Raw genomic sequence first — 20,656 nt, 5'->3', positions numbered from 1 at the left:
TTCGCGGGTGTGCCCGCGGTGCGGGAGCAGGCACTCGGTGTCCTCGCCCCCAAGGGCCGGCTGGTCCTGGTCGGGCTCACCGACCAGCCCCTCGCGGTCGCCGACGGCACCCGCTTCAGCTACCTCCAGCAGCGGATCCTGGGCCACTACGGCTCCGACATGCCTGTCGCGCTGCCGCAGTTGCTGCGTCTGGTCCAGTCGGGGCGGCTGGACTTCGCCGGTTCCATCAGCGAGGTCCTGCCACTCGCGCGAGCGGCCGAGGCCGTCGAGATGCTGAACACGAAGGCGGGCAACCCCATCCGGCTCGTCCTGCGCCCCTGACCCACGAGGGAACGGTTTCCGGTGCCGTCGCCGTGAAACCGGCCGATACCCGATGCCACCCGCACATCACAGCCGGGGGACGTCACCGGCCCGGTGCAGTCGACGGGGAACAGGCCTGGTGTCGCGGGGACGCCGACCCGCACCGGCGGACCGGCGTCGCGGGCGCCTCGCCGCACGGCAGGTGGTGGCGTGGGCACGGAACCGTGTACGGCGGCGCGGGCGGTCCGCACGTCTGATGCCCCCGCCCCGCCGCCCGCACGTGGGCGGCCCGGGCGGGGGCGCCGGCCGGGGCGGGGGGGGCCGGCCGGGCGCGGGGCCGCCCCCCGACCGGACATGGAAGAGGCGCTGCACCCCCCTCCGAGTGCAGCGCCTCTCCAGCTTTTGGGTGGTGCCGCATACATGACCTGTCACCGGCGGGTTTGGTTGTAGCGGGTCATGCATTCTTCCGTGTGACGCGCGTCACATGTGCTCGCCGGGTGTGGTGGGCGTACGGATGGGGGCGTACGGCGTCCGGCGGCGGCCTCACGGGCCCCGGCGCAGGGCAAGGGCCCCACCGCGCGATTCCGGTCGCGCCGTGGGGCCCTTGGGGTCGGCACCGGTGTCAGGGCAGCGGCGGTGCCGAGGGGAGCGGCGCCGGGGGGTGCGCCGCGGTGGGAGGGACTCGGAGGGGGACGTGGGGTGTGGGGTGTCGTCTCGCATCGTGCGGGGCGGATGCGGAGGGGGCATCCGCCGGGCCGGTTGCGGTCGGCCCCGGGCGTCCCCGGGGCCGACCGCCCTTTTGGGTGACCGGGCTGCTGTCCCCTGCGGTCCGGTCACGCGCGCTGGAGCGAGGTCCCACGGCGCACCAGCGGTACGCCACACGCTCCAGCGAAGCCACGCGTGGTTTTCTCGGGCCCGCCCCTGGCTGACACGGACACCGGGACCAACGAAGGCCGGCGGGAGCCGGTCACGCGCCGTACGGGTGAGAGCGGGCCCGAACTCAGGTCCGTCACCCCGTCCCCGCGGGTCAGACCCGGCCCCGGCACAGCTCCAGCACGGTCATCGCGAGCGCCGTGCCCGGCTTGCCCAGCGCGTCCCGGTAGTGGCCCAGCACCTCCATCTCGCGCGCCAGGTTCACCCGGCGGCCGCCCGAGCCGATGCGCGCCTCCTGGATCACGGCGGAGACGGCCATCCGTTCCTGGATCAGACCGATGATCCGGTCGTCGAGCGCGTCGATCCGCTCCCGGGCGTCGCCGATGAGCGCCGCCGCCTCGTCGGTGCGGGCGCCGGTCTTCTCGGTGGGGGTCGCGGGGGCGGTCGTGGTCGAGGGGGTCATCGTGGTCATGGTGGGGCTCCTCGGGGTGTCGGGTGCCCCCGGGCGGCAGGGCCCGGAAACGACAGAACGCCCCGGGCCTTGTCGGCCCGGGGCGCCTGGGAAGTCGCTTGTCAGTTGCTCAAGCAGCACGACCATGGCAGCCGGACGGGCCGGTGCCATAGGTAAAGACGAAGATCGTGAGCTTGCGCATGCGGACAGTATGGACCGAGCCGCGGGCGGCGGGCCAACCCGGGTTCGGATGGTGAGACGAAAGGCAAGTCCGGCACGCCGGTAGAATCGACAGAGAACCCCCGCCCTACCGCCGGAAGGCCGCCGTAGTGTCCTCAGCGACTCCCGCTGCCGCGCCCGACGTCTCCAACCCGGACGTAGTCCTCGTTGTCGACTTCGGCGCCCAGTACGCCCAGCTCATCGCCCGCCGCGTCCGAGAGGCCAGGGTCTACAGCGAGATCGTCCCGTCCACCATGCCGGTGGCCGAGATGCTGGCCAAGAACCCCAAGGCGATCATCCTCTCCGGCGGCCCCTCCTCCGTCTACGCGGAGAACGCCCCGCGCCTCGACCGCGCGCTCTTCGAGGCCGGCGTCCCCGTCTTCGGCATGTGCTACGGCTTCCAGCTCATGGCGACCACCCTCGGCGGCACCGTCGACAACACCGGCGCCCGCGAGTACGGCCGTACCCCCCTGCACGTCTCCAGGGCGGGCTCGACGCTCTTCGAGGGCACCCCCACCGAGCAGTCGGTGTGGATGTCGCACGGCGACGCATGCTCCGCCGCCCCCGAGGGCTTCGCCGTCACCGCGTCCACGGACGTCGTGCCGGTCGCCGCCTTCGAGAACGACGAGAAGAAGCTGTACGGCGTCCAGTACCACCCCGAGGTGCTGCACACCACGCACGGCCAGCAGATCCTGGAGCACTTCCTCTACCGGGGCGCCGGCATCGAGCCGACCTGGACCACCGGCAACGTCATCGACGAGCAGGTCGCGGCCATCCGCGAGCAGGTCGGCACCAAGCGCGCCATCTGCGGCCTGTCCGGCGGTGTCGACTCCGCCGTCGCCGCCGCGCTCGTCCAGAAGGCCATCGGCTCGCAGCTGACCTGCGTGTACGTCGACCATGGCCTGATGCGCAAGGACGAGACCGAGCAGGTCGAGAAGGACTTCGTCGCCGCCACCGGTGTGCAGCTGAAGGTCGTCGACGCGCAGGAGCGCTTCCTCGCCGCGCTCGCCGGGGTCTCCGACCCCGAGGAGAAGCGGAAGATCATCGGCCGGGAGTTCATCCGCGTCTTCGAGCAGGCGCAGGCGGAGATCGTCGCCGAGTCGGCCGGCGCCGGCGAGGACGTCGCCTTCCTCGTCCAGGGCACGCTCTACCCCGACATCGTCGAGTCCGGCGGTGGCACCGGCACCGCGAACATCAAGTCGCACCACAACGTGGGCGGCCTCCCCGAGGACCTGGAGTTCGAGCTCGTCGAGCCGCTGCGCCAGCTCTTCAAGGACGAGGTCCGCATGGTCGGCCAGGAGCTCGGCCTGCCCGAGGAGATCGTCCAGCGCCAGCCCTTCCCCGGCCCCGGCCTGGGCATCCGGATCGTCGGCGAGGTCACCAAGGAGCGGCTCGACCTGCTCCGCGAGGCCGACGCCATCGCCCGCGAGGAGCTGACGGCCGCCGGTCTCGACCGCGACATCTGGCAGTGCCCGGTGGTCCTGCTCGCCGATGTGCGCTCCGTGGGCGTGCAGGGCGACGGCCGCACCTACGGCCACCCGATCGTCCTGCGCCCCGTCTCGTCCGAGGACGCGATGACGGCCGACTGGACGCGCATGCCGTACGACGTCCTGGCCAAGATCTCCACCCGCATCACCAACGAGGTCGCCGACGTGAACCGCGTCGTGCTCGACGTCACCAGCAAGCCGCCGGGCACCATCGAGTGGGAGTAGTCCCCGCCGGGACCACTCCCGTCCGCCGGTGACGTCCGTCCGCCGGTGACGTCCGTACAGCCGTGAGGCCTGTACGCCGGTGCAGTTCTTACGACGGTGAAGCCGCCGCCCCCGTTCCCGAGGGGTGGCGGCTTCGTCGTGTACGGACTCTGGTGAGTTGACGGGGCCGGCGTTACCTTCCGGCGCATGAGCGAGATACCCGCCCCCGTGCCTGTCGAGCAGCTCCACTTCGCCATGCCGCCCGTCCACGCCACGCCGGCCGAGGAGCGCGCCCACCGCAGGCAGCGACTCGCGGGCGCGCTCCGGCTCTTCGGCCGGCTGGGGTACGAGGAGGGCGTCTCCGGCCATGTCACCGCGCGGGACCCGGAGTACCCCGACTGCTACTGGGTCAATCCGTTCGGGATGCCCTTCGCCGAGATCACCGCGAGCGAACTGATCCTCGTCAACGGCGACGGGCAGGTCGTCCGGGGCCACCACCACGTCAACCAGGCCGCCTTCGCCGTCCACGCCGAGGTCCACCGCGCCCGGCCCGAGGCCGTCGCCGTCGCCCACACCCACTCCCTCCACGGACGGGCCCTCGCCGCCCTGGGCGAGCTGATCGAACCGATTACCCAAGAGGCCTGCGGCTTCTACCAGGACCACGCCCTCTACGACGCCTATACGGGAGTCGCCGTGGACCCGGAGGAGGGGCGCCGCATCGCCTCCGCCCTCGGCCCGTTCAAGGCGATCGTGCTCCGTAACCACGGCCTGCTGACCGTCGGCGCCACGGTCGACGCCGCCGCCTGGTGGTTCATCGCGATGGAGCGCTGCGCCCAGGTCCAGCTGGCCGCGCGAGCCGCCGGCAAACCCGTCCCCATCGCCCACCGCGAGGCGCTGGCCACCCGCGAGCAGCTCGGAACCGATCTCGCCGCGTGGATCAACTACCAGCCGCTGTGGCGCGGGATCAGCCGATCGGAACCCGAACTCCTGTCATAGCACCTCCTCGGAGCGCTTGGCGGAACGTCGGGAAACGTGCCCGTACGTCAATGTGATGACGGTTCAATCACTCCCGTGCGGGGCGCTCGAAGCACGCGGAGCGCCGCCAAGTGCGACACAATTCCGAGGAATGGACGGCGAGTTGACCGATCGGGAAGTGAGCTCCGTGGCGGTGCAAGAGGCGAGACGGTGCCAGGAGCCATCGCTGTGCGGTGATCCCGACGGGTGCGCGGGCGGCGCGCGAACGGGGCACCGGCGCGCCGTCGCCGCCTTCCTCGCCCTGCGCGACGAACTCGCCGCCGGCCACGGCGTGCCGGCCGCCGTCGCCCACTCGCCGGTGGCCTCACGGCAGTGGGTCTCCGACGAGCTCGGCCAGTCCGCCCGCGCCGTCGCCGCGCGTGCCCGCGCCGCGAGCGAGGCCTGGCTGCGGCGCGTACGGCGGGCCACCCTCGGCGTGGTGTGGGGCGCCGTCCTCGCCCTGCTCCTCGGGCAGGCGCTCACCGCGCTCGGCACCGGATGGACCGGTCCGCGCACGGCGGCCCTGGGCGCCGCGCTCGTCCTCGCCGCCCTGCTTACCGTCGCCGCGCACGCCCACCGCGCCCACGGCGGGGTCCTCGCGCCGCTCATCGGCGAGGACAACCGCCTCTCCACCTCCCGAACCGTCGCGGCCGGCTGGCTCCTCTTCACCCTCTACGCCCTGCTCTTCCTCGCGTTCCGCCTGGTCACCGGCGCCGACCGGGTCGGACTCGGGACCGCCGGCGCCGCCGGCCTGCTGACCGTCCTCGCCCTGACCTCCACAGTCGCCCTCGCCGCCCGCCGGATCGTGTGGGGGCGCGTCCTGGGCCTGCGGCTGCAGAAGGTCCGCGCCGACCGGCCCCGCGCCGTCGACATCGTCGCCGACGACGACGGCCGCGCCTGCCTCACCGACCTCCAGTACGTACTCGTCTCCGGTGCCGTCCTCCTCCTGTGCGCGGTGCGCTTGGCGGACGAGCCCGACCGGCTGCCCGGCCCGCCCTGGTCGCTGACCCTCCTCGTCGCCGTCTCCGCGGCCGTCCACCTCGGCGCGAAGTGCCTCGACGGCGGGCGGCCCGCGATCCTCTCCGTCGTCCGGTCCCGCGAGGCGGGCGACCTGGACGCCCCGATCCGCACCGGCGACGACATCGAGATCCGCGGCGTCGGCTTCGTCCCGCCCGGCGCCCACGGCCCCGACCCCCTCACCCGGCTGGTCGTGCGGATCGGAGCCGTCCACGCCCACGTCCCGCTGGTCCCGGTCCCCGGCGGTTTCGCCAACCCGACCGACGCCGCCCTCACCGTGCCCCTCCCGGTGGACGTCGAGCCCGGACGGGTCGAGGTGTGGGTGGTGACCGCCTCCGGCGCCGAGTCCAACCGGGTCACGATCGACGTCGTCGACTGAGCCGACCGGACCCCTCTGAACCACCGCCGTGTCTCCCGCGTATCCAGATGCGGGACGTCCGAGGACAATCGGTTCCGCGGACACGGCGCGGAGAGGCAGGCCGACGATGACAGGAACGCGGCGGACGAACAGGGCGTACGGCCCCGGTGGCCACGGGGACGCCGACGACGGCCGGGCCGGCCGCCGGGGAACCGGCGGGACGACCGGCTGGAAGGAGACCGCCTCCCGGTACGCGCTGCTGCCCCTGCGCCTCTTCCTCGGCGTCACCTTCATCTACGCCGGCCTCGACAAGCTCACCGACTCCACCTTCATGGCCGACACCGGCACCGGCTCGATCGGCGAGATGATGCGCGGCGTACGGGACAGCTCCGCCATCCCCGCCCTCGTCGACCTGTCGCTCAAGAACCCCGTCGGCTTCGGCTACGCCATCGCCCTGGGCGAGCTGGCGGTCGGCATCGGAACCCTCGTGGGGCTCTTCGCCCGGCTCGCCGCCCTCGGCGGGGCGCTGATCTCGCTGAGCCTGTGGCTGACCGTCAGCTGGCAGACCCAGCCGTACTACTACGGCAACGACCTCGCCTATCTGATGTCTTGGCTGCCGCTCGTGCTCGCCGGAGCCTCCCTGTTCTCGCTCGACGCGCTCCTCGCCGAGCGACGGCGTATGCGGTAGGCGACCCAGGTCACCAGGGCGGCCACGACCAGGCCGCCCCACAACACCGGGATCACGCCGTACCAGGGCGTCACCCAGGCGTCGGCGGCGTCGCCGGCGTAGAGGACCGCGAGGGCGAGCGCCGTCGCCCCGGCGACGAGCCGGCCCGGTCGGAACTCATGAAGCAGCACGGGTGACCTCCACCTGTCCGAGACCGACCTCCAGCGAGAGGTCGAGCGTTCCGCCGGGGGCCGTGCCCGCCGGCGGGGCGAGCGTACGGCTCTCGTCGCGGTCCGGCGCGATGTCGATGTCCCCGGGGTGCTGCTGGGGCAGCCGCACATCACCGAGACCGACCTGGGCCCGCAGCTTCACCGTCACGTTCCTGGGCACGAGCACCTCCGCCTTTCCCGCCCCGACCTCCACCGTGGTCCCGACCGTCGTGCCGGCGGGGACCGCCAGCCGCGACAGGTCGAGCGTGCCGACCCCCGAACCCAGCTCGTAGCGCGGCTCCACCGCCGCGACCGACGCCGGTCTCCACGTGGTCCGCACCCAGTCCGTGGAGATCTCCTTCGGCAGCGCCGCCGCCACCGCGAGCAGGCCCGCCGTCACCACCGTCAGGAAGATCGTGCCGAAGCCGGTCCTGCCGAGGAAGCTGCTGAGCACCAGGCCGAGACCGAGCACTCCCAGGGCGGCCACCAGCCCGATCTGCACGCTCGTGCCCACCGGATGGGTCTCCCACGACAGCCCCGTCCCCAGCCCGCCCGCCAGCAGGGCGAGGAGGAAGACCAGACCGCCGATGGAGCGGGGCCCGCGCCGGACCGCGGACGGCGCGGCGGCCTTCGGCCGGTCGGGCTCCGGCACCCACGCGCCCCACTGACTGCCGATCACCGGGCGCTCGCCGTTCACCAGACCGTCCGCGTCCGCGCCGTGCGGGCCCCAGAGGTACCCGATCGCTATGAGGCCGGTCGAGCCGTCCTTGACGATGGGGTCCTTCCACCACGACGGGAACTCCACCAGCGGCGGCGCCTTCGTCTCCGGCGGCGCCTCGGCGACCGCGGCGGCCGTCGCGGCGACCAGCCGGCTCTCGGCGTCGCCGCGGGCGAACACCTCCCTCCGCCGCCGCGACCAGACCGCCGCACCGCTCACCGCTATGGACAGCAGCATCGCGAACGCGATCGTCCCGCCGTTGCGCAGCATCGACAGAAAGATCCCGCAGCCGACCATGGCCATCAGGACCGCGGAGAGGGAGGCGCCCTCGACCCGGCCGGAGAGCAGCTTGCGGCCCTCGCTCTCCTCCTCGCCCGCGACCGGGATCAGCAGCCACGCGAAGCCGTAGAAGATCAACCCGATGCCGCCGGTCACCGACAGCACACCGACCGTGATCCGGAAGATCACCGGATCCATGTCGAAGTGCCGCCCGAGGCCGGCGCACACACCGCCCACGACCTTGTGCCCCGCCGAGCGGCGCAGCGGCGCGGCGGTGGAGGCCACCGCCGGCGGCGGGGCCTCGTGCGAGGAAGGCGTCGAACTCGTCATGCCTCCATGGTGACGGCCGGTGACCCTCGGCGGCACCGGGCACGACCCTGGCCCGACCCTGATATTCGCCCGCCCCCGCACCCCGAGAAAGGCCGAGGGGAGCCACCCCACCCGACCTAGGGGGATTCTCAGGGCCGCCCCTGATGTACCGGCCCGTGCCCGCGTGTGACGATCGACGCATGCCAGCAGCCGCCCGCGTCGCAGACACCGACGAACCGCCCGTGCGCAAGCTCTATCGGAGCGCCGACGGGCGGTGGCTCGGCGGTGTCGCCCGCGGCCTCGCGGGACACCTCGGACTGCCCGTCGTCTGGGTCCGTGCCGTGTTCGTGGCGCTGCTCCTCGCCGACGGGCTCGGGGCTCTGCTGTACGCCGTCTTCTGGATCATCGTGCCGCTGGGCGTCGGCGGCCGCGCCACGCCCCGGCCGCTGTTCGAGACGACCGAGGACGGCCGGCGGCGGCTGCGCAAGCCGGACCGCGGGCAGGTCTTCGCACTGATCGCGCTGGCGATCGGCGCCGCCGTCTTCGTCGGCAACATCGACTTCGGCAACCGGGCCGACCGGTACGTCTGGCCGACGCTGCTGATCGGCGTCGGAGTCGTCCTCGTCTGGCGGCAGGGGGACAACGCCCGCCGGGCCAGCTGGACCGAGCCCGGCCGCCGCCGGCGGACCCTTCAGCTCGCCCGCGGCTTCGCGGGGGTCGCGCTCGTAGGGCTCGGCCTGACCGCGTTCATGGTGGTGCGGGGCTCGGCGGCCCAGCTCGGCACGGCGTTCACGGCCGCGATAGCGGTGCTCACCGGCATCGCCCTCCTCGCCGGTCCGTGGCTGGTGCGGATGTCCCAGGACCTCAACGAGGAGCGCACCATGCGCATCCGCGCGCAGGAGCGCGCCGAGGTCGCGGCCCATGTCCACGACTCGGTGCTGCACACCCTCACCCTGATCCAGCGCAACGCCGAGGACCCGGGCGAGGTGCGCCGCCTCGCCCGCGCGCAGGAGCGGGAGCTGCGGAACTGGCTGTACAAGCCGGAGGGCACGGGCAAGGACGAGGACGAGGAACCCGACACCCTCGCCGAGGCGGTGAAGAAGGCGGCCGCCGAGGTCGAGGACAAGCACGGCGTCCCGCTGGAGGTGGTGGTCGTCGGCGACTGTCCCCTCGACGAGAAACTGTCCGCACAGATGCAGGCCGCACGCGAGGCGATGGTCAACGCCGCCAAGTACGGTGGCGGGGGAGGGGCGGTGCAGGTCTACGCCGAGGTCGAGGGGCGCACGGTCTTCGTCTCCGTCCGCGACCGGGGGCCGGGCTTCGACCTGGACTCCGTCCCCGGCGACCGGATGGGTGTCAGAGAATCGATCATCGGCCGGATGCAGCGCAACGGCGGGTCGGCCCGGCTGCGGTCCGTTCCGGGCGGGGGCACCGAAGTGGAGCTTGAGATGGAGAGGGCGGACGCATGAGCGACGAGACCGGGACCGGGACGACGGAGCCGGAGACCACGGAGCGCCGGGTGCGGGTCGTCCTCGTGGACGACCACCGGATGTTCCGCACGGGGGTGCAGGCCGAGATCGGCCGGACGGACGTCACCGGCGTTGAGGTGGTCGGCGAGGCCGCCGATGTCGACCAGGCCGTCACGGTGATCACGACCACCCGCCCCGAGGTGGTGCTGCTCGACGTGCATCTGCCCGGCGGCGGCGGGGTCGAGGTGCTGCGCCGCTGCGCCAGCCTGATGGGGGCGACGGAGAACCCGGTCCGCTTCCTGGCGCTGTCGGTGTCCGACGCGGCGGAGGACGTGATCGGCGTGATCCGGGGCGGCGCCCGGGGCTATGTCACCAAGACCATCACCGGCACCGACCTGATCGATTCGATCTTCCGGGTCCAGGAAGGCGACGCGGTGTTCTCGCCTCGCCTGGCCGGCTTCGTCCTGGATGCCTTCGCCTCCACGGACGCCCCGCCGGTGGACGAGGACCTGGACCGCCTCACCCAGCGGGAGCGTGAGGTGCTGCGGCTGATCGCCCGGGGTTACGCGTACAAGGAGATCGCCAAGCAGCTGTACATCTCGGTGAAGACGGTGGAGTCCCATGTCTCGGCGGTGCTGCGCAAGCTGCAGCTCTCCAACCGGCACGAGCTGACCCGCTGGGCGACGGCCCGCCGCCTCGTCTGACCGGCCCTGGAGGCCCGGCTCGTCGCCTGGCCGGACCGGCCCCGGACGGCTCGGCTCGTCGCCGGGCCGTCCGGTGGGGCCTCCGGGTCGGGGTCACCCCACCCGGGTCGCGCCGGCGAACGGCATCTCGTCGATCGGTGCGACGCGGACGGGGGCGCCGGGGCGGGGAGCGTGGATCATCTGGCCGCCGCCGATGTAGAGGCCGACGTGGCTGATGCCGGAGTAGAAGAAGACCAGGTCGCCGGGGGCCAGCTCGCCGCGTGAGACACGCTGCCCGGCGTTGATCTGCGTGTAGGTGGTGCGGGGAAGTGCGACGCCCGCGGCCCGCCAGGAGGCCTGGGTGAGGCCGGAGCAGTCGAAGGCGTTCGGGCCGGTCGCGCCCCAGACGTACGGCTTGCCGAGCTGGTTCCGGGCGAAGGCGACGGCCTGGGCGGCGCGGGTGGTGGGGGCGGTCACCGGGCCGCGCGGCAGGGAGTCCCGGTCGGCGCGGGTCCCGGCGGTGGTGGTGGGGCCGGTGCCGTCCCGGCCGGTCGAGGCGGCTTCGTACCGCGCCCGTTCCTCGGCGGTCAGCCGGGCGAGCAGCGCGCGGGCCTCGTCGAGCTTGCCCCGTACCGCCGCCTTCTGCCGCCGCAGGTCGGCCTCGTGTCCCTGCAGTTCGGTCAGCCGCCGCCCGGACTCGGCGTGCAGCTGTCCGATGCCGGCCTGTTCGCGGCGTACGGAGGAGAGGGCGGCGGCCCGCCGCTCGCCCTCCTTCTCGGCGAGCGCCGCGCGCGCCAGGTACTCGTCGGGGTCGGAGGTGAGGGCCAGCTGCACGGCGGGGTCGAGCCCGCCGGAACGGTACTGGGCGGTGGCGAAGGAACCGAGGCCGCCCCGGAGGGTGTTGAGCCGGTCGGTCCGGCGGGCCGCCTCGTCGCGCAGCCGGTTCAGCGCGTGCCGGGCCTCGGTCGCCTTCTCCTTCGCGCCGTTGTACCTCTCGGTGGCCACCTCGGCCTCTTGGTACAGCCGGTCCACCTTCGCCTTCACCTGGGCGGGCGTGGGCCGAGGTTCGGCGTGCCCGGCCCCCTCGAACACGGTCGCGGTCGCCGCCGAGGCGAGGGCGAGCGTGGCGGCGGTCCGTACCGCCTGACCGCCGAAGGGGAACTGCCTGGGCTTCCGGTGGGCTGCCACGAGGGCGGGTCACATCCTCTCCCTGCGGGGGTCGCTGCCCGCCGGGACCGGCGACGGTCCGCACAGGGGGGACGGGCCGCCGCCGGGTTTCTCGGCGGGGGCGGCCGGCTGCCGCCGGATGTCCAGCGGTGGTGGGAAGCCGGCCACCTGGGGGAGGACGCTAAACCTGGGCGTCACGGGGCGGCGGGGAGTTGACCGCTATTGACGGCAGTTGGCGCTCCAGGACCGTTCGCGCCCGGCTCCGACGGCGGGAGGGAGCCGCTTTCCGGCGCGGGCCCGACCGATGTGCGGAAGAAGGCGGCCCCGGCCGGAGGGGGGTGGTATGGCCCGGTTAGGCTCCGCCCCATGGACGTACTCATCAATGTCTTCGTCGCCCTGCACATCATCGGAATCGCCTCGCTGCTCGGCGGGTTCCTCACCCAGATGAAGGCGATGGGCGCGGGTACGGCCCGCTTCAGCCCCGCGATGCTGCACGGCGCGCTGACCATGCTGGTCACGGGCATCGCGCTGGTCGGCCTCAACCAGGCGGACGACCAGACCGTCAACAACGTGAAGATCGGCATCAAGCTGGCCGTCCTCGTGGTGATCCTCGCCCTGGTCTACGTGAAGCGCGACGACGAGAAGGTCGACAAGGGCCTCTTCGCCGCCGTCGGCGGCCTGACCATCGCGAACATCTTCATCGCCACGCTCTGGACCTGAGCCGGCCGCGGGGGCCGGGGCGACCGGCCGCCACGCCGACCGCCCCGGACCCCAGGCACCGCCCCCGAGGCCGGGCGGACGCCCCCGTCAGGCCGGGCGGACGCTCCCGTAGATCGGCATGTAGTAGATCGACTCCTCGCGGACGTTGGCGCCCGGCTTCGGGGCGTGGATCATCTTGCCGCCGCCGATGTAGAGACCCACGTGGCTGATGTCGTCGTAGAAGAAGACGAGGTCACCGGGGAGCAGATCGTCCGTCGCGATCCGGGAGCCCACCTTCACCTGGTCCCAGGTGGTGCGCGGCAGGTCGACGCCCGCCGCCTTCCACGCGCCCTGGGTGAGCCCGGAGCAGTCGTACGAGCTCGGACCCGTCGCCCCCCAGACGTACGGCTTGCCGATCTGGTCGCGGGCGAACGACAGCGCCTTCGCCGCCTTGGAGGCGTACCCCGAGCCCGAGCCGGAGCCCGTGTCGCCGCCGGGCGGCGGGGTGGCCGGGGACTCGGGCCGCTGCTCGCGGGCCGCCTCCTCCTGCCGGCGCCGCTCGGCCTCGGCCTTCGCCTTCGCCTTCTCCGCCTCGGCCCGTTCCTGCGCCTTGCGCCGGGCCTCGGCCTCCCGCTTGCGCTCCAGCTCCGCGAGCCGGGCCTTCTCCTCGGCGGTCAGCCGCGCCAGGAGCGTCCGCGCCTCGGCCAGCTTCCGCTGCACCGTCTGCTTGCTGATGCGCAGCGCGTCCTGCGAGTCGGTGAGGCTCTCCAGGCTCTTCGTCGCCTCCGTGCGCTGTTTCGCCGCCGCGGCCCGCTTGCCCTCGTAGTCCGCCACCGCGCCGCGCTGCCGCTCGGAGAGCCGGTCCATCAGGTGGGTCTGGTCGAAGTACGACTGGGGGCTGTCCGCGAAGATCAGCGCCGCCGTCGGCCCGACCGCCCCGGCGCGGTACTGCGCCGCCGCGTACGAGCCGAGGGCGCGCCGCGACTCGTTGATCGACTCGGTCCGGCGGGCCATGTCGTCGAGGATCCCGTCGACCTTGTTCCGCTGCCGGTCGGTGGACTCCTTGGCGCGGTTGTACTCCTGCGTCGCCGTGCCGGCCTGGCGGTAGAGGTCGTCGACCTTCTTCTGGATCTCCTCCACCGTGGGCTTCGACGGGGTGGGCGCCGCCCCGGCGCTCTGCGTGGACAGCAGCGTGACCGACGCGATCGCGGCCGTCGTGACCCCGACGGCGGGGGAGTGCGGGCGTGTGCTGCGCGGCTTGCGATGGGACGCCAAGACCGGCATCTCCTTCCGTGGACGCCGACGCGTCAGGGCACGACTGCCTGGTGGCAGGGCCGGGTACGGCGTGGGCCGCCCGCTCGGCGTGATTCGCCGTTCGGAGGGGACGGGCTGCTTGGGCGAGCACGCTAGCCAACGGCCGGGGCGGCTGGGAAGCCCGATGTTCGATATGCCCGATACATTTTCGTGACCTGAAGCGGACTGTCACCCTCCGTAAGAATATGGTCACTTCGGGAGGAGGGCCCGGGTTGTCGGTGGGGCGGCCTAGACTCGTTAGGCGATGAGCAGCCTCTTTGACGACAGCTTCCTGACGGGCCTCCGGAACCACTCCTCCGAGGAGCCCCCGCCCCCGCCCGAGGACCACGAGCACGGCGCCCCGGCCGCGGAGGAGGTCCCGCACGACCTCTTCGAGGGCAGGTTCGACGCGCCCGCGCCCCGGGACGCGTACTACCGCGACGGAGCCCCGCGCCCCGTCGTGGACGCCGCCGCGCTCCTGGACGGGCTGAACGAACAGCAGCGCGCCGCCGTCGTCCACACCGACACCCCGCTGCTCATCGTCGCCGGGGCCGGCTCCGGCAAGACCCGCGTGCTCACGCACCGCATCGCCCACCTCCTGGGCACGCGCCACGTCCACCCCGGCCAGATACTGGCGATCACCTTCACCAACAAGGCCGCCGGCGAGATGAAGGAGCGCGTCGAGCAGCTCGTCGGCCCGCGCGCCAACGCCATGTGGGTGATGACCTTCCACAGCGCGTGCGTCCGCATCCTGCGCCGCGAGTCGAAGAAGCTCGGCTTCACGTCCTCGTTCTCGATCTACGACGCCGCCGACTCCAAGCGCCTGATGGCGCTGGTCTGCCGCGATCTGGACCTCGACCCGAAGAAGTTCCCGCCGAAGTCCTTCAGCGCCAAGGTCTCGAACCTCAAGAACGAGCTGATCGACGAGGAGAGCTTCGCCGACCAGGCAGCCGACGGTTTTGAGAAGACGCTCGCCGAGGCGTACCGGATGTACCAGGCGCGGCTGCGCGAGGCCAACGCCCTGGACTTCGACGACATCATCATGACGACGGTCCATCTGCTCCAGGCGTTCCCGGACGTCGCCGAGCACTACCGCCGCCGCTTCCGCCACGTCCTCGTCGACGAGTACCAGGACACCAACCACGCGCAGTACACCCTCGTACGCGAGCTGGTCGGCACCGGTTACGAAGACCTGGAGCCCGCCGAGCTGTGCGTCGTCGGCGACGCGGACCAGTCGATCTACGCCTTCCGCGGCGCGACCATCCGCAACATCCTCCAGTTCGAGGAGGACTATCCGAACGCGACGACGATCCTGCTCGAGCAGAACTACCGCTCGACGCAGACGATCCTCTCCGCCGCCAACGCGGTCATCGAGCGCAACGAGTCCCGCCGCCCCAAGAACCTCTGGACGAACGCGGGCGCGGGCGCGCAGATCACCGGCTATGTCGCCGACACCGAGCACGACGAGGCCCAGTTCGTCGCCGACGAGATCGACCGGCTCACGGACGCGGGCGACGCGAAGGCCGGCGACGTCGCGGTCTTCTACCGCACGAACGCCCAGTCCCGTGTCTTCGAAGAGATCTTCATCCGCGTCGGCCTGCCGTACAAGGTCGTCGGCGGCGTGCGGTTCTACGAGCGCAAGGAGGTCCGCGACGTCCTCGCCTACCTCCGCGTTCTCGCCAACCCCGAGGACAACGTCCCGCTGCGCCGCATTCTCAACGTCCCCAAGCGGGGCATCGGCGAGCGCGCCGAGGCGATGATCGACGCCCTCTCCCTACGCGAGAAGATCACCTTCCCGCAGGCGCTGAAGCGGGTCGACGAGGCGTACGGCATGGCGGCCCGCTCGGCCAACGCCGTCAAGCGCTTCAACGCCCTCATGGAGGAGCTCCGCACCGTCGTCGACTCGGGGGCGGGCCCCGCCGTCGTGCTCGAGGCCGTCCTGGAGCGGACCGGCTATCTCGCCGAGCTGCAGGCCTCCACGGACCCGCAGGACGAGACCCGGATCGAGAACCTCCAGGAACTCGCCGCCGTGGCCCTGGAGTTCGAGCAGGAGCGCGGCGAAGAGCCCGCCACCCTCGCCGAGTTCCTGGAGAAGGTCGCCCTCGTCGCCGACTCCGACCAGATCCCCGACGAGGACGAGGAGGGGTCCGGAGTCATCACGCTGATGACGCTGCACACCGCCAAGGGCCTCGAATTCCCGGTGGTCTTCCTGACCGGCATGGAGGACGGTGTCTTCCCGCACATGCGCGCCCTCGGCCAGGCCAAGGAGCTGGAGGAGGAGCGGCGCCTGGCGTACGTGGGCATCACGCGCGCCCGCGAGCGGCTCTATCTGACCCGCTCCTCGATGCGCAGCGCCTGGGGCCAGCCCTCGTACAACCCGGCCTCGCGTTTCCTGGAGGAGATCCCGCCGACGTATCTGGAGTGGAAGCGGACGGGCCCGATGGTCAAGCCCGCCGGGCCGACCTCCGGGATCACCTCCCAGCTGTCCTCCTCGCGTTCGCGTTCGGGCCCGTCGGGCTTCGCCACGCGCCGGGCGGGCGAGAAGCCGGTGATCACGCTCCAGGTCGGCGACCGGGTCACGCACGACCAGTTCGGCCTGGGCACGGTCATGCAGGTGACGGGCGCGGGCGGCGACGCACAGGCGACGATCGACTTCGGTGACGAGAAGCCGAAGCGGCTGCTGCTGCGGTACGCCCCGGTCGAGAAGCTCTGACCGCGGACGGTACGGACGAGGAAGGGCCCCGGCTTCGGCCGGGGCCCTTCGTCTGTGGCGTGCGTGACGTGTGTGGCGTCTGTGGGTGGGTGGTGGCGCGCGTGCGGGCCCGGGGCGTCAGCCGGTGGGGTTGAGCCCGTGACTGCGCAGCCACGCCTCGGGGTCGATGGCCGCCCCGCCGTTCGGCCGCACCTCGAAGTGGAGGTGGGGGCCGGTGGAGTTGCCGGAGTTTCCGGAGTACGCGATGACGTCGCCGGCCTTGACCTTGCCGGAACGGATCTTGGTGCTGCTGAGGTGGCAGTACCAGGTCTCGGTGCCGTCGGCGGCGGTCACGATCGCCATGTTGCCGTAGGCGCTGTTCCACTGGGTGCGGACGGTGCCGTCGGTCGCGGCCATCACCTTCGTGCCGTACTGCACGGGGAAGTCGATGCCGGTGTGCACGGACATCCAGTTGACGCCGGCCTGGCCGTACTGCGCGCTGAGCTGGTGCAGTTTGACCGGGAGCATGAACTTCGGACGCAGCGCCTCCTTGCGGGCCGCCTCCTCCTCACGCTTCTTCTTCTCCGCTTCCTGGCGCAGCTTGAGGTCGATGCGCTCCTGGGTGCGGCTGGCGCGGTCGCCGAAGTCGCGGGCGTCGGCGCTGAGCGCCGCGAGCTGCGTGTCCAGCTTGTTGTTGGCGGCGACCGGCTTCACCGACGACGGGTCGGCGGCGGCGACGGCAACGTCGTCCTTGGTCTCGGCGCCCGCCTCGGTGAGGCTGCCGACCGAGGCGGCGGCGATCCCGGCGACACCCATGACGCAGGCGGAGGGAACGGCGACGGTCAGCAGCGCGGAGCGCTTGGCGGGCGTACGGCGGCGGCCGCGGCCGCCGGAGGAGGAGGAACGGCGCACGGGGCGCGCGGAGACGGGGGCCACCGACTCCGTGAGGAGTTCGACGGGCGCCTCGTCCCGCGCCGGCTCGTGCTCGTGCTGCTCCGCCGGGCCGTCGTAGCCGTAGTCGTACGGGTTCCCGTCGGGCAGGACGGCCTCGAACTGCGCGGTGTGCGCGCCTTCGTGGGGGGCGTCGTGCCCCAGGCCGTGGTCCGCGGCCTGCTCGAAGTGCTCGGCGCTCCCGAAGTGCTCCGCGTGCTCGCCGTGTTCGACATGCTGCGCGTGCGGTGCGTGCTGTACGTGCTCGGTGTGGGCGACGCCGTGGTCGGCGACGAAGTCGTAGTCCGGGGTGTACTGCTGCGGGACCACGGGCTCGGTGTGGAGCTGCTCGTGCTCCGGCGCGGCGGCGTAGTTCCAGGCGGTGGCGTCGTACGTACCCGTCTCGAAGGCGGGGGCCGTCCACTGTCCGGTCGTGTCGTACGAGGTGAGGTGCGCCGTGTGGAACTGACCGGTCTGCTGCGCCTCGCTCCAGGCGGTGGCGTCCCACTGGCCGGTGGTGTCGTACTGCTGCTGCGTCATCGGCTGCTGCGTGACGTAGGCGTCGTACGTACCGGCGTCCCACTGGTGGCTGCCGTTCCACTGAGTGGTGTCGTACTGACCGCTGTGGTCCGCGTCGTACTCGCCCGGGAGGGCGCCGAACAGTGGGTCGGTGGCGAAGCTGCCGGTGCTGTGCGCGTCGTCTCCGACGTATCCGGCGTGGGGGTGCTGGTCGTTCACCAACTTCTCTCTCGCCTCGGCGGCAGGACCAGTCCGGGGCGGGCCCGATGAGGGGTGTCCCGGGGGTAAGCAGTGGCGCGACTGTACCCGGCGGTATGCGCAAGCGACAATCTTCGGAGGGTTTTGGCTTCACAGGAAACGGGCAATCGGCCGTGTTTCGGCGGTCTCGGGGGAGAGCTTTGGCTCTGTGTTCGAGAAACGTTCGAAGAAAGCGCGCCTTCTGGCGGGCTGTCATGTGCCGAGGTGCGTCGGGTGTGACCGGTTGTGAATATGTCGCGGGGATACGAATCGTGGTGGGCCCGGGTCCGGCGCGTCCCGGTCCGTCCGGCTCGGTCCGCCCTGCTCCGGGTGTGTCCGGTGAGGTCGGCTCTGCTCCGCGGTGCGTCGGGTGTGGTCTGGCCTGCGTGGTCGGTCCGGTGTGGCCTGACCGGTGTCGTCCGTCCGGTGTGGCTGTCCGGTGTCGTCCGTCCCGTGTGGTCTTCCGTCCCGTGTCGTCCGTCCCGGCTGTCAGGCGACGGACGCGGCTCCGGGGTCGTCGGCGTCCGGCGCGCCGCTCCCCAGCTCTTCGGGGTCCAGCTCCTCGGCGTCGAGCACCTGGAGGATGCCGGAGGCGACCGTCGGGTGGACCGGCAGGGCCAGATGGCCGATCCCGCTGACGCGCACGTTGTGCACCAGGAGGTCGGGGTGGTCGAGACGGGCCGTCTCGACCGGGATCATCACCTGGTCCAGGTCGCTCCAGAAGCTGACGAAACGGGTCCGGCAGGCGGGCGCGGGCCCGGCCAGCTCCCGCAGCACGTCGGAACCGGGCCGCATCTGGCGGACCAGCGGGTGGGCGCCGGCCCAGGGGATGGCGGTCGTCCCGGAGTGCGGTGTACCGAGCGTGACCAGCGTGCGCACCCGCGCGTCGCCGCCCAGGCGCTGCACGTAATAGCGGGCGATGAGCCCGCCGAGGCTGTGCCCGACGAGGTCGACGTGCTCGTGTCCTGTCCGGGCGCACAGCTCCTCGACACGCCGGCCGAGCAGGGCGGCGGCGGTACGGAGGTCGCAGGTGAGCGGGGAGTAGTTGAGCGAGTCCAGGCAGGCACGGCCGTGGCGGGTGAGCGAGCGCCGCAGCATGACGAAGACCGAGCGGTTGTCGACGAAGCCGTGCAGCAGGACGACCGGGCGGCCGCCGGAGCCGGGCCCGGCGGCGGGGGTGGTCACCGCGCGCTCGCGGACGATTCCGGAGGGGTAGAGGAAGAGGTGACCGGTGAGGATCGCCAGCTCCAGGGCGTTGGCCTTCAGTGTGGTCGTGACCTTGGTGAGCTTGGTGAACACCATCGGCGACCTCCACCCGGTATACGGCTGGTGGGCTCCCGGAGCGGGCCCCGGGAGGGTCCGGCGCGGAGCGAACACGTCCCACGTGTGATTTCCCCCTCGGTGCCCTCCGCGAAACGGTCGCGTACGGGATGCTGGCGATAACGTTCGTTCACCTCCCCGGGTAACAGGCGCGGGGGTCGCATGTGGAGGCAGTGATGGGTGTGACCGGTCCGATCCGCGTGGTGGTGGCCAAGCCGGGTCTCGACGGCCACGATCGCGGGGCCAAGGTGATCGCGAGGGCACTGCGGGACGCCGGTATGGAGGTCATCTACACCGGCCTGCACCAGACGCCCGAGCAGATCGTGGACACGGCGATCCAGGAGGACGCCGACGCGATCGGCCTGTCGATCCTCTCGGGCGCGCACAACACGCTCTTCGCGAAGGTCCTGGACCTCCTGCGGGAGCGGGACGCGGAGGACATCAAGGTCTTCGGCGGCGGGATCATCCCCGAGGCGGACATCGCGCCACTGAAGGAGAAGGGCGTGGCGGAGATCTTCACGCCGGGCGCGACGACCGCGTCGATCGTCGACTGGGTGAACACGAACGTGCGCGTGGCGGCGTAAACGCCGCGGGGGTGGGGTGACGGGCGTGCCGGCTGCCTGATGGGGGTGGCGTGCTGTCTGTGGCCCTATGCCTGGGCGTGGGGGCCGCCGCCTCGGGCGCTCCGCCGGCCGGGCCGTGGCTCGGCTGTCGTCGTACGGTCGTCTCAGGCGGGCGTTCCGTCGCCGGGGGCCCGGCTGCCTGCCGGGGGCGGGGTCTGCGCTTTCCGGCCCTGAGGTGCCGGGGGCTGTTCCGCATGGGAGCTGCTCCGGCGAGGCTCCCGGCCGCAGGCCTCCCTGGCTGTCCGCCGAGGGCCCTGCCTTTCCGGCGCTGAGGTGCCGGGGCTCCGTTCCACATAGGCGCTGCGGTCAGCCGGGCTGCGGCCCGCCTCTTGGCCTGGCTGCCCGCCGGAGGCCTGGGGCCCGGCCCTGTCCGGCCGTGAGGTGCCGCCGGCCCGTTCCACACGGGCGCCCCGCTGGTCCGCCGGCCCGGCCCTCTCGTACGGCGCCGGATTCACCCGAATGCCGCTCCGACCGGCACGGCGCTCGGCTCCGCAGGCCTCTCGGTGCTGCTCTGAGTTCACTCGATCCCTGCGGAAGGGCGGCGGGCCCCGGGGGTCCCGGCCCACGCGCCGTGGGTAGCCGGACATCCCGTGTGTGGCCGCCAGGCACCACGGTGGGCTGGGTCCGCTGCGGAGCTCTCGCCGGGCCTTCGTGTGCGGGCGGCCGACCGCCACCGCACCCGACGCGCGACTTAGGCAGGCCGGGCAGGGGCTCCTGGCCCCGCCAGCCACCCTGCCGGCGTACCTCGCCGAGCGGGGTTCCCGCCGGGCTTTCGTGTTCGGGCGGCCGACCGACACCGCACCCCGCCGAGCGGGGGTTCCCGCCAGACCTGGGCCATGAGCCGTGCGCTGCGGCCAGGTGCCGCGGTGGGCCCGAGCCGTCGCGCTGCTCTCGCCCGCTCGCGCACGCGTGGGCGGCC

General features: G+C 72.5%; 15 protein-coding genes and 1 pseudogene. 10 read left to right on the top strand and 6 right to left on the bottom strand.

Going from position 1 to position 20,656, the window contains the following annotated elements; genetic code table 11:
- Positions 1-321, top strand: a pseudogene (locus ACFZBD_RS14315) (zinc-binding dehydrogenase); the annotation flags it as partial.
- A 1,006-nt stretch (positions 322-1,327) separates the two neighbouring features.
- On the opposite strand, the gene ACFZBD_RS14310 reads toward ACFZBD_RS14315, so the two are convergent.
- A complete protein-coding gene (locus tag ACFZBD_RS14310; protein WP_391139701.1) occupies positions 1,328-1,636 on the bottom strand; it encodes a chorismate mutase in 309 nt (102 codons plus the stop codon).
- A 317-nt stretch (positions 1,637-1,953) separates the two neighbouring features.
- Between ACFZBD_RS14310 and guaA the strand changes: the two genes are divergently transcribed.
- From guaA to ACFZBD_RS14290, 4 genes are all read left to right on the top strand, one after another.
- On the top strand, positions 1,954-3,555 hold the full coding sequence (guaA, locus tag ACFZBD_RS14305; RefSeq protein ID WP_391139640.1) for a glutamine-hydrolyzing GMP synthase: 1,602 nt from the start codon (positions 1,954-1,956) through the stop codon (positions 3,553-3,555).
- 186 nt (positions 3,556-3,741) lie between these two features.
- The gene (locus ACFZBD_RS14300) at positions 3,742-4,530 is read left to right on the top strand and encodes a class II aldolase/adducin family protein (protein ID WP_391139639.1); all 789 of its coding nucleotides are present in this window, start codon (positions 3,742-3,744) and stop codon (positions 4,528-4,530) included.
- Positions 4,531-4,696: 166 nt separating this feature from the next.
- Positions 4,697-5,944 carry a hypothetical protein gene (locus tag ACFZBD_RS14295; RefSeq protein ID WP_391139700.1) on the top strand — a complete coding sequence of 416 codons (1,248 nt, stop codon included), beginning with the start codon at positions 4,697-4,699 and terminating at the stop codon, positions 5,942-5,944.
- A gap of 106 nt (positions 5,945-6,050) precedes the next feature.
- Positions 6,051-6,611 (top strand): DoxX family membrane protein, encoded by a 561-nt coding sequence (locus ACFZBD_RS14290; RefSeq protein ID WP_391139638.1) that lies wholly within the window; start codon positions 6,051-6,053, stop codon positions 6,609-6,611.
- A 156-nt stretch (positions 6,612-6,767) separates the two neighbouring features.
- On the opposite strand, the gene ACFZBD_RS14285 is transcribed toward ACFZBD_RS14290, so the two are convergent.
- Positions 6,768-8,126 (bottom strand): PspC domain-containing protein, encoded by a 1,359-nt coding sequence (locus ACFZBD_RS14285; protein ID WP_391139637.1) that lies wholly within the window; start codon positions 8,124-8,126, stop codon positions 6,768-6,770.
- A 179-nt stretch (positions 8,127-8,305) separates the two neighbouring features.
- Here ACFZBD_RS14285 and ACFZBD_RS14280 point away from each other — a divergent pair, with 179 nt between their 5' ends.
- Both ACFZBD_RS14280 and ACFZBD_RS14275 read left to right on the top strand, forming a co-directional pair.
- A complete protein-coding gene (locus ACFZBD_RS14280; protein ID WP_391139636.1) occupies positions 8,306-9,574 on the top strand; it encodes a PspC domain-containing protein in 1,269 nt (422 codons plus the stop codon).
- Positions 9,571-10,278 (top strand): LuxR C-terminal-related transcriptional regulator, encoded by a 708-nt coding sequence (locus tag ACFZBD_RS14275; RefSeq protein WP_391139635.1) that lies wholly within the window; start codon positions 9,571-9,573, stop codon positions 10,276-10,278. Before ACFZBD_RS14280 ends, ACFZBD_RS14275 begins: the two co-directional genes overlap by 4 nt.
- Before the next feature lie 93 nt (positions 10,279-10,371).
- Here the strand turns inward: ACFZBD_RS14275 and ACFZBD_RS14270 are convergent, their stop codons facing one another.
- Positions 10,372-11,445, bottom strand: coding sequence for an NlpC/P60 family protein (locus ACFZBD_RS14270; RefSeq protein ID WP_391139634.1), 1,074 nt, complete (start codon positions 11,443-11,445; stop codon positions 10,372-10,374).
- Positions 11,446-11,790: 345 nt separating this feature from the next.
- On the opposite strand from ACFZBD_RS14270, the gene ACFZBD_RS14265 reads away from it, so the two are divergent.
- Positions 11,791-12,144: a hypothetical protein gene (locus ACFZBD_RS14265; protein ID WP_391139633.1), complete on the top strand. Its 354-nt coding sequence runs from the start codon at positions 11,791-11,793 to the stop codon at positions 12,142-12,144.
- 87 nt (positions 12,145-12,231) lie between these two features.
- Here ACFZBD_RS14265 and ACFZBD_RS14260 read toward each other — a convergent pair whose 3' ends face one another.
- On the bottom strand, positions 12,232-13,407 hold the full coding sequence (locus ACFZBD_RS14260; protein ID WP_391139632.1) for an NlpC/P60 family protein: 1,176 nt from the start codon (positions 13,405-13,407) through the stop codon (positions 12,232-12,234).
- 274 nt (positions 13,408-13,681) lie between these two features.
- Between ACFZBD_RS14260 and pcrA the strand changes: the two genes are divergently transcribed.
- A complete protein-coding gene (gene pcrA / locus ACFZBD_RS14255; RefSeq protein WP_391139631.1) occupies positions 13,682-16,129 on the top strand; it encodes a DNA helicase PcrA in 2,448 nt (815 codons plus the stop codon).
- A 117-nt stretch (positions 16,130-16,246) separates the two neighbouring features.
- Here pcrA and ACFZBD_RS14250 read toward each other — a convergent pair whose 3' ends face one another.
- Both ACFZBD_RS14250 and ACFZBD_RS14245 read right to left on the bottom strand, forming a co-directional pair.
- Positions 16,247-17,776, bottom strand: coding sequence for a peptidoglycan DD-metalloendopeptidase family protein (locus ACFZBD_RS14250; RefSeq protein WP_391139630.1), 1,530 nt, complete (start codon positions 17,774-17,776; stop codon positions 16,247-16,249).
- Positions 17,777-18,283: 507 nt separating this feature from the next.
- Positions 18,284-19,096, bottom strand: coding sequence for an alpha/beta fold hydrolase (locus tag ACFZBD_RS14245; protein ID WP_391139629.1), 813 nt, complete (start codon positions 19,094-19,096; stop codon positions 18,284-18,286).
- 194 nt (positions 19,097-19,290) lie between these two features.
- Here ACFZBD_RS14245 and ACFZBD_RS14240 point away from each other — a divergent pair, with 194 nt between their 5' ends.
- The gene (locus ACFZBD_RS14240) at positions 19,291-19,698 is read left to right on the top strand and encodes a cobalamin-dependent protein (protein WP_391139628.1); all 408 of its coding nucleotides are present in this window, start codon (positions 19,291-19,293) and stop codon (positions 19,696-19,698) included.
- Positions 19,699-20,656: the final 958 nt, after the last annotated feature.

This window comes from Streptomyces sp. NPDC008121, assembly GCF_042957155.1.
Lineage (GTDB): Bacteria > Actinomycetota > Actinomycetes > Streptomycetales > Streptomycetaceae > Streptomyces.
Note: the sequence above shows the minus strand (reverse complement) of the source record. Positions and strands in the feature narration are given on the sequence as shown.

Coding starts and splice junctions, on each gene's coding strand:
- ACFZBD_RS14310 (WP_391139701.1), bottom strand. CDS start 1,636: ATGACCCCCTCGACCACGACCGCCCCCGCGACCCCCACCGAGAAGACC.
- ACFZBD_RS14300 (WP_391139639.1), top strand. CDS start 3,742: ATGAGCGAGATACCCGCCCCCGTGCCTGTCGAGCAGCTCCACTTCGCC.
- ACFZBD_RS14290 (WP_391139638.1), top strand. CDS start 6,051: ATGACAGGAACGCGGCGGACGAACAGGGCGTACGGCCCCGGTGGCCAC.
- ACFZBD_RS14285 (WP_391139637.1), bottom strand. CDS start 8,126: ATGACGAGTTCGACGCCTTCCTCGCACGAGGCCCCGCCGCCGGCGGTG.
- ACFZBD_RS14280 (WP_391139636.1), top strand. CDS start 8,306: ATGCCAGCAGCCGCCCGCGTCGCAGACACCGACGAACCGCCCGTGCGC.
- ACFZBD_RS14275 (WP_391139635.1), top strand. CDS start 9,571: ATGAGCGACGAGACCGGGACCGGGACGACGGAGCCGGAGACCACGGAG.
- ACFZBD_RS14265 (WP_391139633.1), top strand. CDS start 11,791: ATGGACGTACTCATCAATGTCTTCGTCGCCCTGCACATCATCGGAATC.
- ACFZBD_RS14260 (WP_391139632.1), bottom strand. CDS start 13,407: ATGCCGGTCTTGGCGTCCCATCGCAAGCCGCGCAGCACACGCCCGCAC.
- pcrA (WP_391139631.1), top strand. CDS start 13,682: ATGAGCAGCCTCTTTGACGACAGCTTCCTGACGGGCCTCCGGAACCAC.
- ACFZBD_RS14245 (WP_391139629.1), bottom strand. CDS start 19,096: ATGGTGTTCACCAAGCTCACCAAGGTCACGACCACACTGAAGGCCAAC.
- ACFZBD_RS14240 (WP_391139628.1), top strand. CDS start 19,291: ATGGGTGTGACCGGTCCGATCCGCGTGGTGGTGGCCAAGCCGGGTCTC.